We start from the raw sequence: 14,785 nt of genomic DNA, 5'->3' as shown, positions 1-14,785 counted from the left end.
CGAATTAATCCTTATTACTATCTTTTATGCCAAAACCAGTTCACCAGAGCCTGGCATTGCTTTACAGACGTAAATCGTTTCTTTCAACCCCATTTCTGCTTCGTACTTCTCATTAAGTACTGCTTTCACATCATCGACAAGCGCAGGAGGCATGATTGAGACAATACAGCCACCAAAACCACCGCCAGTCATGCGTACACCGCCTTGATCGCCGATGACTTTTTTCACCGTTTCAACAATGAAGTCGATTTCAGGTACTGTGATTTCAAAATCATCACGCATAGAAGCATGCGATTCAGCCATCAGCTCACCCATACGTTTCATGTCACCGTTGCTTAGTGCAACTGCCGCTTCTTCAGTACGGTCGTTTTCAGTAATCACGTGGCGAGCACGCTTCGCAACCATTTCGTCTAGATCAAAAACGCGTGCATTGAACTGCTCGATAGTGACATCACGCAACGCTTTTACATCGAAGATGCGCGCGGCTTCTTCACACTGCTCACGGCGTGTGTTGTATTCACTGTCTACTAAGCCACGTTTCTTATTCGAGTTAATGATGACTACTGCCATATCTTCAGGCATAGAGACCGCTTTCGTTTCTAACGAGCGGCAATCAATGAGTAACGCGTGATTAGCTTGGCCTTCAGCAGAAATCAGTTGATCCATGATGCCGCAATTACAGCCCACAAATTCGTTTTCAGCTTGCTGACCATTTAGAGCAACTTCCTGCTGTGAGATAGGCAAGTTATACAATGTTTTAAAAGTTTGGCCGATAACCACTTCAAGTGCAGCAGAAGAACTAAGGCCTGCACCTTGTGGCACGTTACCGCTAACAGAAATATCAGCGCCACCAAACTCATAACCTCGACCGCGCAGACATTTCACTACACCCTTGATGTAGTTGATCCACATACAATCGTTGTCGAAAGTAATGTCTTCCGTCAGGTCGAATTCTTTGGTTTCATTACCATAGTCAACAGAGACAACACGAACGATGTTGTCATCACGGCAAGATGCAGCAACGATTGTCTGATAGTCAATCGCGCATGGTAATACGAAACCGTCGTTATAATCAGTGTGCTCTCCGATTAGGTTTACACGACCCGGCGCTTGAATAATGTGTGTCGCTTTGTAGCCTAATACCGCTTCAAATGATGTGGTTACAGCATCGATCAATAGTTGTGATTTTTGGTTAGTCATTTTTATATCCCTGCTAATTACTGCTTATTGCTCACGATAATGGACGTCACTTAGTGCGCGTAGTTTGTCTGCCGCTTGCTCAGCAGTCAGGTCACGCTGGCTTTCGGCCAACATCTCATAACCCACCATAAATTTTCGCACCGTGGCAGAACGTAGTAGCGGCGGATAGAACAGTGCGTGTAGCTGCCAATGATCAGTTGATGCGTCACCTTCTTTGAAGAACGGCGCATAGTGCCAACCCATTGAGTACGGGAATGAGCACTTGAATAGGTTATCGTAGCGGCTCGTTAATTTCTTCATCGCAAGCGCCAGATCATCACGCTGCTCATCAGTTAAATCATTCATGCGACGAATATGCGTTTTCGGCATTAGCATGGTTTCAAAAGGCCAGGCGGCCCAATAAGGCACAACCGCAATCCAGTGCTCAGTTTCAACCACGGTACGTGAACCATCTGCCATCTCTGATTTTGCGTAATCGACCAACAAGTTGGTACCATTTTCTTGGTAGTACTTGCGCAAGTTTTCATCTTTGCGCGAAATTTCGTTCGGCAGGAAGCTGTTCGCCCAAATCTGGCCGTGCGGGTGAGGCTGTGAACAACCCATCGTCGAGCCTTTGTTTTCGAAAGCCTGAACCCAGACGTAATCTTGACCTAGTTCTTCAATTTGATCGTTCCACGTATCAATAACATTGCGGATAGCAGGTACTGGCAGCTCTGGCAGCGTTTTACTGTGATCTGGCGAGAAACAGATCACACGGCTTAAGCCACGCGCACTTTCACAACGAAATAGCGGATTATCTGATTTTGGTGCATCTGGGGTATCAACGGTTAACGCAGCATGATCATTATTGAATACGTATGTACCTTGATAATCTGGGTTTACATCGCCAGAGACGCGTGTATTGGTCGGACAAAGGAAACAACCGCTATCGTACTTAGTATCATCTGCTTCTTCAGGCGTTTCATCAGCCCCTTGCCAAGGACGCTTTGCACGGTGTGGAGAAACAAGGACGTACTGGCCCGTTAGCGGATTATAACGACGGTGTGGGTGGTCAACCGGATTGAATGTGTTATCAGACATAAAGCTCTCGATTTTTTGCTCAACAATGAGCCGTATTATTTGGGTTAAACCGGGAAAGAAAGCGGGATGAGCCTTACTTTCCTAGTTTAAAATTCGTGTTATAGCAATCTGAAATGGGTATTAATAACCGTTCGGGTTATTTGACTGCCAACGCCAAGTATCTGCAGCCATGGCTTTTACATCGAACTTCGCTTCCCAGCTTAATTCTTGTGCTGCTTTTGATGTATCAGCCCAACATTCAGCGATGTCACCAGGGCGACGTGGACATAGTTTATAAGCAATATCATGGCCACAGGCTTCGCTAAATGCATCTACCATCTCGATAACACTACTGCCCTTCCCTGTGCCTAGATTGAAAATGTGTAAACCATCCTTCTTACCAACGGCATTGAGTGCAGCAATGTGGCCATCGGCCAAATCCATAACATGAATATAGTCACGTACGCCGGTACCATCGGGGGTTGGATAGTCATCACCAAATACCGATAAGAATTCACGACGACCAACGGCAACCTGTGCGATAAATGGCATTAGATTATTGGGAATACCTTGCGGATCTTCCCCCATAATGCCTGACGGATGTGCACCTACAGGGTTAAAGTAGCGAAGCAGCGTGATGCTCATTTCTGGAGCGGCGTATTGGATATCACGCAGACACTCTTCAACCATGTACTTACTGCGGCCATAAGGGTTGGTTACGTTACCTGTTGGCGTATTTTCGTTGATTGGTACTTCAGTCGGATCGCCATACACTGTCGCTGAAGAACTGAAAACCAAGCTATTAACGCCAGCGCTCTTCATTGCATCCACCAACATTAGGGTGCCGTGTACATTGTTGTCGTAGTATTCAAGCGGTTTTTCTACCGACTCACCCACCGCTTTCAAACCTGCAAAGTGAATAACCGAGTCAATTTTCTGTTCGCTAAAAATCTGGTCTAGGATTTCGCGGTCGCGAATATCACCCTGATAGAAAACAGGAGTAGTGCCCGTAAGATCATTAATACGAGTTAAAACTGCGTCTTTACTGTTGCATAGATTATCGAGAATAACTGGCTCTAAACCTGCTTCAATCATTTGCACACAGGTATGACTACCGATATACCCCATACCACCTGTCACTAATACTTTCATCTATCTCTCCAGAATGTCCGACCAACAAACCCAGCCCCGTTTCTTCTTGTGAATTACGCAGTAGCATGAAGGTAATGTCTTAAACTGGCGAGAAGTTTACCAATGGAAGCCGGTTGATTTCTGTGATCGAACACGCAGAGTGTAAACGTTACCACTAATAACGCATTGTTAATCCATATCAAAAGAGCAAAATGAGATAATTAAAATACACATAACCTCATAAGCAAGTAGACTATAAGCAATTGAATTTAAAGTAACTAACCATTAAGATCCATTTGCATCGCAATGTTAATCGCCTCCAATGCATGAAAGTGAAACCAAGTGTAAACGATTTACCTATCGTGCAGCATTGCCATAATCACAAACAAATAACACTATGCGAAGGGGGAAAACCAACAAAATTCCACCTCATTGCTTCAACGCTATCGATAATTTTACTAAAACATCATAAAATGCAGATAATCTTAATAATTATTTGTTTAACTTGCTCTGTATCACGGTTCATTTATGGAGCAAATGGATTACACGTTACTTTGCAATTGTTTATTCAGCTTTTCCTCACTGTAACGTTTTATTTGGAGGCGCAATGGCCACATTAAAAGAAATCGCTGCCGAGGCCAGTGTATCGCTAGCAACGGTTTCACGGGTACTTAACGACGATCCGAGCTTGAGTGTAAAAGAAGAAACTAAGCGACGTATTTTTGAAATCGCTGAAAAACTAGAATATAAAAGCAGCCACGTTCGAAAAGCCTCGCAGAAACAAAAGCTACATTTCATGGCTATCTATAACTATCGCCAAGATACGGAAGTCAACGATCCCTACTACCTCTCTATCCGACATGGTATAGAAACTCAATGTGAGCGCTTAGGCATCCAGTTAACCAATAGTTATGAAGGAAAAGTCAGTAACAAAGTTAAACAGGTTGACGGTGTTTTATTAGTCGGAGGAATGACTGATGAGCAGATAGAAACCGTAAAACCGGTTAGCTCTAATATTGTTTATGTTGACTACACCGACTACAACCGCTCCTTTGACTGTGTCGATATTGACCTCACTAAAATCAGCAAAGAAGTGATCAATTTCTTTACCGAACAAGGCGTTGACCGAATAGGCTTTATTGGTGGACAGGATGATATCAACAAGCCAGATATACGAGAACAAGCCTTCTATGAATACGGCATGCTCAAGGGGGTTGTTAATAATAAAGACATTTATCGTGGAGACTTTACAAGCTCCTCTGGCTATAAATTAGCCACAGAGATGCTTAAAGGCGACTATCCTAGCGCATTGTTTATTGCTTCAGATTCAATCGCTATCGGCGTTTTGCGTGCCATCCATGAAAAAGGGTTATCGATACCTGATGACATCGCACTTATCAGCGTTAACGATATTCCAACCGCAAAATTCACCTTCCCATCCTTATCGACTTTCCGTATACACTCTGAGCTAATGGGCTCTCAAGGTGTCAACTTACTTCAAGAGCGGAGCCGTGATGGTAGAACAATTCCTATTCGTGTGTATGTTCCAAGCAAATTAAAGCTAAGAGATACCACAAAATAACCTACTCAATTGGTTGATTTATAAACGGCGTCCTGACGCCGTTTTTTTTAGCGCATTTCTCCTCCTTGATTAAAATCACAGTTTTTTCCTCTTGGCTTTTATTTTGTGTTACCCCATTCACAAAATTGTTTACTCAACACGATCGAGTTAAAAGTAAATCATTTTCCCTCTTTGTTTTACTAAATATTTAACTAATATGCCTTTTGATAATCGCTTCCATGCTCAAAGAGATTTTTAGACTCAATGGAAGCATCCTCGTTTTACAAGAGGTTATTAGCACAAAGCATCGATTTTTAATCCGCTGCTTTTATAAAAATAAAAAATTTCACTAAAACCAAATTCAATAACGAATAAGAGATGACTGGACTCAACCTAACAAGTCCTTCTTTCCTAAAATGAAACGCGATACATCGGAGAAACCTATGTCTGGATCTGCTCGTGGTACGATAGGTAAATTTGCTTTACTGTCGATGACCTTTGCTGCTGTTTACAGTTTCAACAATATTATTAACAACAATATTGAGATTGGACTATCGTCTGCCCCTATGTTTTTTCTTGCAACGATTTTCTACTTCATTCCATTCTGCCTGATTGTTGCAGAATTTGTATCACTCAACAAAGACTCTGAAGCTGGCGTCTATGCATGGGTTAAAAGTTCATTAGGTGGACGATGGGCATTTATTTCAGCTTATACATATTGGTTTGTTAACCTCTTTTTCTTTACATCTCTTTTACCTCGAATCATTGCCTACGCTTCATATGCATTCTTGGGGTATGAGTACATCTTTACACCGATGACTACGGCAGTGCTAAGTACCCTCCTCTTTGCTGTCGCTACGTATGTATCAAACAACGGTGCAAAACTACTTGGTCCAATCACATCCATTACTTCATCATTAATGCTACTGCTTACGCTCTCTTACATTGCTCTATCCGGTGCTGCGGTACTTGGTGGAATCCAACCCGCAGACCCAATAACCATTGAGGCGATGACGCCAACATTTAACTGGGCATTTTTAGGTGTGATCACTTGGATTTTCATGGCTGCTGGCGGCGCCGAATCTGTTGCGGTTTATGTCAATGATATAAAAGGCGGACAAAAATCTTTTGTTAAGGTCATTATCATTGCAGGTATCTTTATTGGTGCACTGTACTCCGTTGGGTCTATTTTGGCGAACGTCTTTGTTAGCCGTGAAGCCTTAAAGTTTACCGGTGGCTCAGTACAAGTATTTGAAGGTATGGCAATACACTTTGGCTTACCTGAGATCCTCATGAACCGCTTTGTTGGTATCGTGTCATTTACCGCCATGCTCGGATCACTATTAATGTGGACGGCAACGCCAGTAAAAATCTTTTTCTCAGAGATCCCAAAAGGTATTTTTGGTGAAAAAACCGTTGCACTAAACAAGCAAGGAGTGCCAGAACGCGCTGCATGGATTCAATTCTTGATAGTTATCCCGCTAATGTTTATCCCGACATTGGCTTCAGATACGGTGCAAGACTTAATGAGCACCATTATTAATATGACAGCGGCCGCTTCCATGCTCCCTCCCCTGTTTATTATGATTGCGTACCTAAACCTAAGATTAAAACTTGATCACCTTCCTCGTGATTTCAAGATGGGATCACGTGCAGTAGGTATCTCAACGGTATCTGTACTCATCGTGATCTTCACTATCGGCTTCTTTGCATCAACTTTTCCAACGGGCGGAGATATTATGACGATCATATTCTATAACGTCGGCGGTATTGTCATCTTTCTCGGCTACGCATGGTGGAAGTACAACCAATATGAAAAGACACTAGCCCCAGAAAATCAGCCTCTAGAAACTGTAACTGACTAACCTGTTATTTTCACCAATCAACACTCCACCAATACTGTACTATTGGCGGAGTGTTTTTGTTTAGAGACAAAATAAAAACCCATAAATCATGATGATACATAGCAATTTCTACAACAATGAAGGTTAATGTGTGACTTTATAGACTAAACATGAAAGTTAATATGCAATATGTGGCATTACGTGGCTATACTTAACCCTGTTAAGGTATATCTCACGGAAGAAGTATGAAAATAGCGCTGCTCAGATTCTTAGCCTTGTTAATTCCCCTGCTTTCTATTACTACAGCAGCAACGTTCTATATTTATAACGAGGACATACAGCAGCTCAAGCAACGTATTCAAGAACGTGAGCGCAGTACTCACCAAGCCTCGCTTCATATTACGCGTTTGCACTTTTCGCCCATTATTGATGATTTACGTTATTTAACGGTCAAAGCCAAAGAAGTTGCCGAAACTGGCGTGCCTTTAGAGGCGCAAAAAGACACTCTCACGACTACGTTCAAAAGGCTTTCCAGCACACGACGCTATTATGACCAAGTACGCTTAATTAATGAAGATGGCATGGAGGTTATCCGAGTGAATCAGCTTGGCGATCAAGCTGTTAGCATTGCCAATGATCAACTTCAAGATAAGAGCCATCGTGCGTATGTTAAAAAAGCGCTAGAAATTTCCCCAGGTAGTTTCTACACCTCACAATTTGATCTTAATATTGAGAATGGTCAGCTAGAACTACCACAAAAGCCCATGCTCAGATTTGTAAGCCACTTTAAAGCTAACGGGAAAAGCTGGTTAATTGCGCTTAATTACCTTGGGAAGGACTACCTCAGTGAGCTTAACCGCCAATACCACTGGAACGAAGCACAGAGCTGGCTAATAAATAGTAATGGTCAATGGTTACTTGGCCCTGAGAAAGATAGCGAGTGGCAATTTATGCCCTTCCACTCCGAATCCAACCAATCTGACTTTTATCAACAGCACCCCGAGTTATGGAGCAAGATCCTTGAGACACAAAGTGGGCAAGCTGTTTATGGCGATTTCCTCTATACCTATACTCGGTTCTTTTCAGGTAAGAAATTTTCCGGTGAAGAACAGTTTACCCTTCCTTTTTCTGGTACTGACTTACCTTGGACAATCATTTCACGCGTAAATATGACCAATGCTGTTGTCGAGCTGGCTTTTACCCAACAGCGGATCTTCAAATTCGTTATATTTAGTATCATGATTATGACACTGGTATCTGGTTGCATTGTCTTATCTTGGCACTTACTACAAATGCTCCATGCCCAGCGCAAACTTAATCTCGAGGTAAAGGATGTTGCTCTAAAATATTCCACTGTCCTCAAACATGTTCCCGATGGCTTGCTGACCATCGACGAGGACATGAATCTCATTACAATTAATCATGCCGCTCGTCACATCTTAAACCTTCCAGATAAAGACTTAACAGGGCGTAACCTGCTTAAATTAGTCAGCGGTTTCCAAGCTCGTAAGCAAATAGAGCAGCTTGTTAACGCTATCCATGAACAACAGATGAAAAGTGATCGCTCAATAAAGTCACGAATCCAGCTTAAGAACATAAAAACTAAACATATCGAAATCATTGCCACCGAGACATCATACAGCTCCAGCAGCGAGATATTGCTTAATCTACGCGATGTTACCTACTGGATTGAGCGAGAAGAAAAACTAAAAAGTATGTCTCGCGCCTTGGAACAAAGTACTGATGCCATCTTGATAACTAACAATCGAGGGATCATTGAATATGTAAACCAGTCTTTTGAAAAGCATAACGGTGTTACTTCCCATGGTATTGTGGGCACGCAATCAAACGTGCTACTGCGGCAAAGCCTAACAAGCGACAGAGAAGTCATAGATGTGCAGACCCAACTCAAAGAAGGGAAAACAATTCAGAGAATGATTGCTCATCGTAAGCATAACGATGATATCGTCTATGAAGAGAAGACAATCTCTCCAATAAGGAACAGCCGCGGAAAGATAAGTCACTATATCTCGACAGGAAAAGATGTCACCGATAGAGTTCTATTTGAAAGCCGCCTGCATAAGCTCGCCCACTACGACTTGCTGACAGAGCTACCTAATAAAACATTATTGCAGCAAAAAATTGACGCCCTCGCCTTGAGTGATAACTCAGCGCCTTGCATTGCATTAATGTCTTTAGACATCGATCATTTTAAACAAGTTAATGACTCACTCGGTCATGATACTGGTGACAATGTCATTAAAACTGTCGCCAGTCGGCTCCAGCATGCAATTAGAGAGCATGATTTTCTAGCCAGACTAGCTGGTGACAAATTTGGTATATTAATATCTAAGACAGTTGACCCGACGATTATTGCTAACTTAGCGACGAGAATAAACCGCCAGCTTAATTATCCCATCATGATTGATGGCAATGAGCTTTTTCTCACCGTGAGCATTGGGATAAGCTTATTACCTGATGATACAACCCAATCAGAGAACCTCAGTAAATACGCAGATATTGCACTGTATCGCGCCAAAGACACAGGCCGGAATCGTTTTTGCTTTTACACCCCTGAAATGGGTAAAGAAAGTATCAAACAGCTACAACTTGAATCTGAACTGCGAAAAACAGTTGGTAGCGATCGATATGAATTATATTACCAACCGAAAGTGTTCTCTATCACCCATGATATTTGTGGTGTAGAGGCTTTGCTGCGTTGGAAGAATGATGAAGGTGAGGTACAGCCTCCAATGGCCGTTATCCCGATTCTGGAACGTTCTGGATTAATCATAGAAGTGGGTGAGCAACTCATTTTGCAAGCCTGCAACCAATTAAGGGCTTGGCAAGATCAGGGCGTTTTTCTTAATTTCGCCTTAAATATTTCAGCACGCCAACTGCTTAACTCTAATCTAGTGGAAACAACACAGAAAGCCATTATTGAAACGGGGTGTGATCCCAAGCACCTTGAGTTTGAAATAACGGAAACCGTTATTATGTCGGATGTAGAAACAGCTTTAGACCGACTTGTTAAATTAGAAGCTCTCGGTGTACAAATTGCTGTTGATGATTTTGGCACCGGTTATTCTTCTCTTGCCTACCTTAGCCGTTTCCCGATCCACATTCTTAAAGTGGATAGAGAGTTCGTTAAAGACCTACCCTGGAATAAAGACAACATTACAATAACCCGTTCTATTGTTGAGTTAGCACACAACCTTAATATGAGGGTTGTAGCTGAAGGGGTGGAATCAGATTCGCAAGAAGCGTTTCTTGCAAGTCTAGGGGTCGAGGAATTTCAAGGTTTCTACTTTAGCAAGCCTTTACCAGTAGGTGATTTTGAAAGGCAGTACATTTATGCCTCTGATGAAGAGATACTGACTGATAATATTTAGCAGAAAAATACCGAGAGTGCACTAATACTATACTTTCGGTAAGCTAAGGCCGATCTTTCAGATTGCTTTTCTTAGCTAGCCACTATAACTTTAACGCAGTACAAGCATCACACAGGTAAGACTATGAGCTTCAGTGACCATTTAGATAATTTCATCAAACAACGTGACAAGCAGTCGCAAGGTCAAAGTCCAACATTTCGACGCAAGCACGTTGTACAAGACCCAACAAACCAAAGCTTAGCTAGAGAAGCAATGGCAAAAGCACAAGAAGAGGCGTCTGAACAAGCAACGCTTGAAACAAAACAAACACATTATCGTTTGAATGGCCGCTGTGTCACAGAAATTGAAGCGCACGCCCAGCAACAACTTGAATCTGAAAGTGCACCTGCAAATCCAGAGCGAATCGATTACATTAATCAGCTGCGTAAATCACTAAAACTTAAAAAGCGCAATAATTAACCATCGATAGAGCGGCCTGCAAGTCGAAAGCAGGTCGTTATCATATTAAACACCACAAGCAAATATCAGCAATAACCTACTTTTTTAAACCCTGTCTCATTTTAACACCATGGATTTGTTCGTTTTTTGAGCTAATCACACTAGAACTTACCATATTGAATCAGCTTAAAAATATTTGTGTAAAAAATTAAAAAAAATATCGAATGATACACGCACAAAACGTGCAATAAGCAACCACCCGCTATTTATAGAGCATTCTTCAAGCAAGCGATATACCACTGCAACATATCAGTCACATGTCATGACTATGTCATAATGCTCTTAAATTTGCTTTGACATCTAGATTAAGACAGTTAGCCTGCTGATATATATGGCAAGAGGCTATCGATACTTATCACGCCTAGGCTTTACTCGTTGCTTTTACCTTGATTTCGCCCACCTTACATTAAGACACGACAACGCAACAAATAAAGCAAATGTGCGACAAATCAAGAAACAAGACACCATTAAGACTTACAAGCATCACAAAACCGCAACGACAGGTCTACACTATTGTGAATCAGTTGGCAATATAGGCAGCCGTCTTTTTAGGGAGTAAAATTACCTTCTAAAAAAACAATGAAAAGACATAATCATGAACACACTAATTCAAGTAAACGAACTAGAATCGTTTCTCATTGCGATTATTGTGCTTTTTCTTGGCTACTTCATTAATAGCAAAGTTAAGGTATTACGAAAGTACAACATTCCCGAGCCAATTGTTGGTGGGTTAATTGTCGCGGCACTTATTGCTGTCCTGCATAAACAAGGTTTCGATATTGCATTCAAGTTAAGCCTTAAAGACACATTAATGCAGATGTTTTTTGCTACCGTCGGTCTTGCTGCAAGTTTTAAACTGTTAGCAAAAGGTGGATCTCGTGTATTCCTCTTTCTTGCAATCGCGACACTCTATATCATTATTCAAAATGCCGTCGGTGTCAGTCTAAGCACAATGTTAGGCCTAGACCCTCTACTTGGCTTGATGGTCGGCTCTATAACCCTCTCAGGCGGCCATGGTACCGGTGCTGCGTGGTCACAAACCTTTGCTGACTTATATGGGCTACAAACGCTTGAGCTTTCATTGGCGGCGGCGACTTTTGGCCTTGTAATGGGTGGTATTATTGGCGGTCCTGTCGCTCAGCGCTTGATCAACAAATTCAACCTGAAATCAGAATTCGGCTCGGGTGAAAAACATCACATCGAACACCCAGACCTAATTACCTACAGTGATCACGAAGAAGATCGGATCACATCGAAAAACAGTATTGAAGTCCTTTTCATTTTGCTGATATGCGTAGCAGGTGCCGCTCACGTCAAAGAAGTTGTCGATGGCTTTGGAATTAATTGGCTTCGCATTCCTGACTTTGTGTATGCACTTTTCATCGGTGTGTTTATCACCAATATCTGTGAAACAAGTAAAGTTTACAAAATCAACAAAGAAACCGTTGATGCATTAGGCACTATTTCACTGTCACTCTTCTTAGCCATGGCACTTATGAGCTTGAAGCTTTGGGAGTTATTAGAGCTTGCACTGCCGATGATTATTATTCTCTCGGTGCAAACGGTGACTCTTGCTGCCTTTGCTTATTTTATTACGTTCCGCCTTATGGGTAAAACCTATGACGCCGCCATTATTGCCGGCGGTCACTGTGGGTTTGGTATGGGCGCCACACCAACTGCCGTAATGAACATGGGGTCTCTTGTATCACGTAACGGCCCATCACCGCAGGCATTTATGGTCGTGCCCATTGTTGGTGCCTTCTTTATAGATATTGCAAACCTCATCGTGCTGCAAACCTATATCAGTTTCATTCAATAGCACTTCTTCAAATATCAAAGGCTAGGTTACCCTAGCCTTTTCAGTTTCTGCCATCCCTAGCTATTATTAATATACTCAGTTTTATATCTCACCCACCGTAAGTAATCAGATATACGGAGTATTAATATGTTAGGTGAAAATCACGCACTCTTTATTGAGTACCCAGAAATGCATGGCAAAATCAAAGAGCTTAAAATGTCTGATGAAAATTTTAAGCACATGTCAGATAGATACCACCACCTCGACCATAAAATAAGAGGTCTAGAAGGCAATAGCATCCCCACAAATGATCAACATTTCATGCAACTGAAACTTGAGCGCCTCCAACTGAAAGACAAACTATTCAGCATTCTTACGAATTAAGATCACATCTCAAGCCTTATTTACTCACAAACTCCACTGCAAAAATGCAGTGGAGTGCATATCGATTTACAAATTCTGACCAAAGCCTCATCAGTACCACCAACCAATATAAACCTCTGAATAAATAGAATTAATTGGTCAATATCATTATTAATAGAATAAGAACCCGCAGAAACATTTGTAACAGAATGTTTCTCACTATTTCCTATTAAAAAAATGTTGTTAGAATCCGCGCACCTTTAGCAGCAATGCAAATTTTGTTGATAAAGACAAAAATTTTTTAACGTAGCAGCCAGCGTCTTCGAATAGCTGCTCATGTCGTGGTGACTGAGAGTAAAATGAATAAATTAGAGAAAGCCAAACAGATCCTGCTTGCCGGTTTCTGTATCAACTTGTGCATGGGTATTTTGTACGCTTGGAGTGTATTCAAGCAAGCGCTAGTTCTCGATATGGGTTGGACTGATGCTGACGCCTCAATGCCTTACTCAGTTGCCGTAATTACTTTTGCTCTATCACTATTGGTAGCTGGTGTGCTTCAGGACCGTATGGGTCCACGTAAAATCCTTATCCTTGGTACAACGATGGTTGGCCTAGGTATGATTATTTCTAGCTTTGCGACATCGCCAGTGCTACTAATTCTTACTTTTGGCGTTATGACTGGTGCTGGTATCGGTTTTGCTTACGCTTGCCTTGCACCTTCTGCAATGAAGTGGTTCCACCCTTCGAAGAAAGGCCTAGTAAACGGTTTAATTGCAGCTGGTTTTGGTTTAGCGGCAGTATACCTTGCCCCACTTACATCGCTTCTACTTGATTCTTTTGGTATCAGCACTAGCTTCCTTATTCTAGGTGTTGCAATCCTGCTTATTGCTGTTCCTCTTGCAAGCACGATTACCAACCCACCAGAAGGTTACCAACCACAAGCCCCTGCTAACTACAAAGCAAAAGCAACTAAGCCTGTAGACATTCAGTGGCGTGCAATGCTGAAAACACCGCAGTTCTACTCTCTATGGGTAATGTTTGCACTTGCTTCATCTGCTGGCCTAATGGTAATTGGTAACATCACTTTGATCGCAGCTCAACAGGCGAACATCAAAGAAGCCGCTTTCCTAGTTGTGGTTCTGTCTATCTTTAACTCTGGCGGTCGTGTGGCTGCTGGTATGCTAGCTGACAAAATTGGTGGTCTTCGTACTCTGACTATCGCTTTCATCATGCAGGGCATCAACATGGCACTATTTGCAAGCTTTGACTCTAGCTTCACGCTAATGGTTGGCGCTGCACTTGCTGGTGTAGGTTACGGTACGCTACTGGCGGTATTCCCAACACTAACTGCCGAGTTCTACGGCCTGAAAAACTATGGTGCAAACTTCGGCGTGCTATACACGGCTTGGGGTGTAAGTGGTTTCATTGGCTCATTCATTACCGCTATTGCTATGGGCGCATCGGGTAACTATACCCTAGCGTACACCATCTGTGCTGTAATGATGGCAGTTAACGTATTGCTTTCTTTCATCACTAAACCTGTTGATGCAGAAGCACTAGAGAAAAAATTAGCCCACGCCTAATTACTGAAGTTAACAAACATCTAAAAAGCCTGACATTGTCAGGCTTTTTTTGTCACTTAATTAGACACTTTTTACCTACTTCCCCACCGCTAGCAGGTTATTACAACTATTTCGCTTCTCTGCATCCAGCCAAAACAAAAAAGTTAAAACTAATTAGTGTTATCATTTTTATAAAGTTTCTCAAAAAATGAACAGCTGCATTATATAGACAAAAAAGTGCTTTTGACTCATGAAGTATATTCCATTTTTATTTCAGAACCTTACGTGTTTAATTTTGATTATCACATGTGATAATTTTATCATTAACAATAATAATCAGATCAGTTAATTCTTTGTCTTAAATTAAAGTCTAATTT

Annotated in this window: 10 protein-coding genes; 7 read left to right on the top strand and 3 right to left on the bottom strand. The window is 41.9% G+C overall.

Annotated features, from left to right (window positions below; genetic code table 11):
* Positions 1-24: 24 nt before the first annotated feature.
* The 3 genes from galK to galE all read right to left on the bottom strand — a co-directional run bounded on the left by galK (position 25) and on the right by galE (position 3,411).
* Positions 25-1,200, bottom strand: a complete 1,176-nt coding sequence (gene galK / locus L4D09_RS18645; protein ID WP_428459030.1) for a galactokinase — start codon at positions 1,198-1,200, stop codon at positions 25-27.
* A 24-nt stretch (positions 1,201-1,224) separates the two neighbouring features.
* Positions 1,225-2,280, bottom strand: coding sequence for a UDP-glucose--hexose-1-phosphate uridylyltransferase (locus L4D09_RS18640; protein WP_428459029.1), 1,056 nt, complete (start codon positions 2,278-2,280; stop codon positions 1,225-1,227).
* Positions 2,281-2,400: 120 nt separating this feature from the next.
* Entirely contained in the window at positions 2,401-3,411 is a 1,011-nt protein-coding gene (gene galE / locus L4D09_RS18635) for a UDP-glucose 4-epimerase GalE (protein ID WP_428459028.1), read from the bottom strand.
* Between the two features lie 586 nt (positions 3,412-3,997).
* Between galE and ebgR the strand changes: the two genes are divergently transcribed.
* The 7 genes from ebgR (at position 3,998) to L4D09_RS18600 (ending at position 14,429) form a co-directional block, all read left to right on the top strand.
* The gene (gene ebgR, locus L4D09_RS18630; RefSeq protein ID WP_428459027.1) at positions 3,998-4,972 is read left to right on the top strand and encodes a transcriptional regulator EbgR; all 975 of its coding nucleotides are present in this window, start codon (positions 3,998-4,000) and stop codon (positions 4,970-4,972) included.
* Positions 4,973-5,394: 422 nt separating this feature from the next.
* Positions 5,395-6,816, top strand: a complete 1,422-nt coding sequence (locus L4D09_RS18625) for an amino acid permease (protein WP_428459026.1) — start codon at positions 5,395-5,397, stop codon at positions 6,814-6,816.
* 224 nt (positions 6,817-7,040) lie between these two features.
* Positions 7,041-10,187: a putative bifunctional diguanylate cyclase/phosphodiesterase gene (locus L4D09_RS18620; RefSeq protein WP_428459025.1), complete on the top strand. Its 3,147-nt coding sequence runs from the start codon at positions 7,041-7,043 to the stop codon at positions 10,185-10,187.
* A 123-nt stretch (positions 10,188-10,310) separates the two neighbouring features.
* Complete coding sequence (locus L4D09_RS18615; protein ID WP_428459024.1) at positions 10,311-10,646, top strand: hypothetical protein; 336 nt, start codon at positions 10,311-10,313, stop codon at positions 10,644-10,646.
* Positions 10,647-11,280: 634 nt separating this feature from the next.
* Entirely contained in the window at positions 11,281-12,504 is a 1,224-nt protein-coding gene (gene gltS / locus L4D09_RS18610) for a sodium/glutamate symporter (RefSeq protein ID WP_428459023.1), read from the top strand.
* A gap of 126 nt (positions 12,505-12,630) precedes the next feature.
* Positions 12,631-12,867 carry an HP1242/YdcH family protein gene (locus L4D09_RS18605; protein ID WP_428459022.1) on the top strand — a complete coding sequence of 79 codons (237 nt, stop codon included), beginning with the start codon at positions 12,631-12,633 and terminating at the stop codon, positions 12,865-12,867.
* 338 nt (positions 12,868-13,205) lie between these two features.
* Positions 13,206-14,429, top strand: a complete 1,224-nt coding sequence (locus tag L4D09_RS18600) for an L-lactate MFS transporter (RefSeq protein ID WP_428459021.1) — start codon at positions 13,206-13,208, stop codon at positions 14,427-14,429.
* Positions 14,430-14,785 lie beyond the last annotated feature (356 nt).

The organism is Photobacterium makurazakiensis, from assembly GCF_050336715.1.
GTDB classification, from domain to species: domain Bacteria; phylum Pseudomonadota; class Gammaproteobacteria; order Enterobacterales; family Vibrionaceae; genus Photobacterium; species Photobacterium makurazakiensis.
This window is presented reverse-complemented; position numbering and strand designations above follow the sequence as displayed.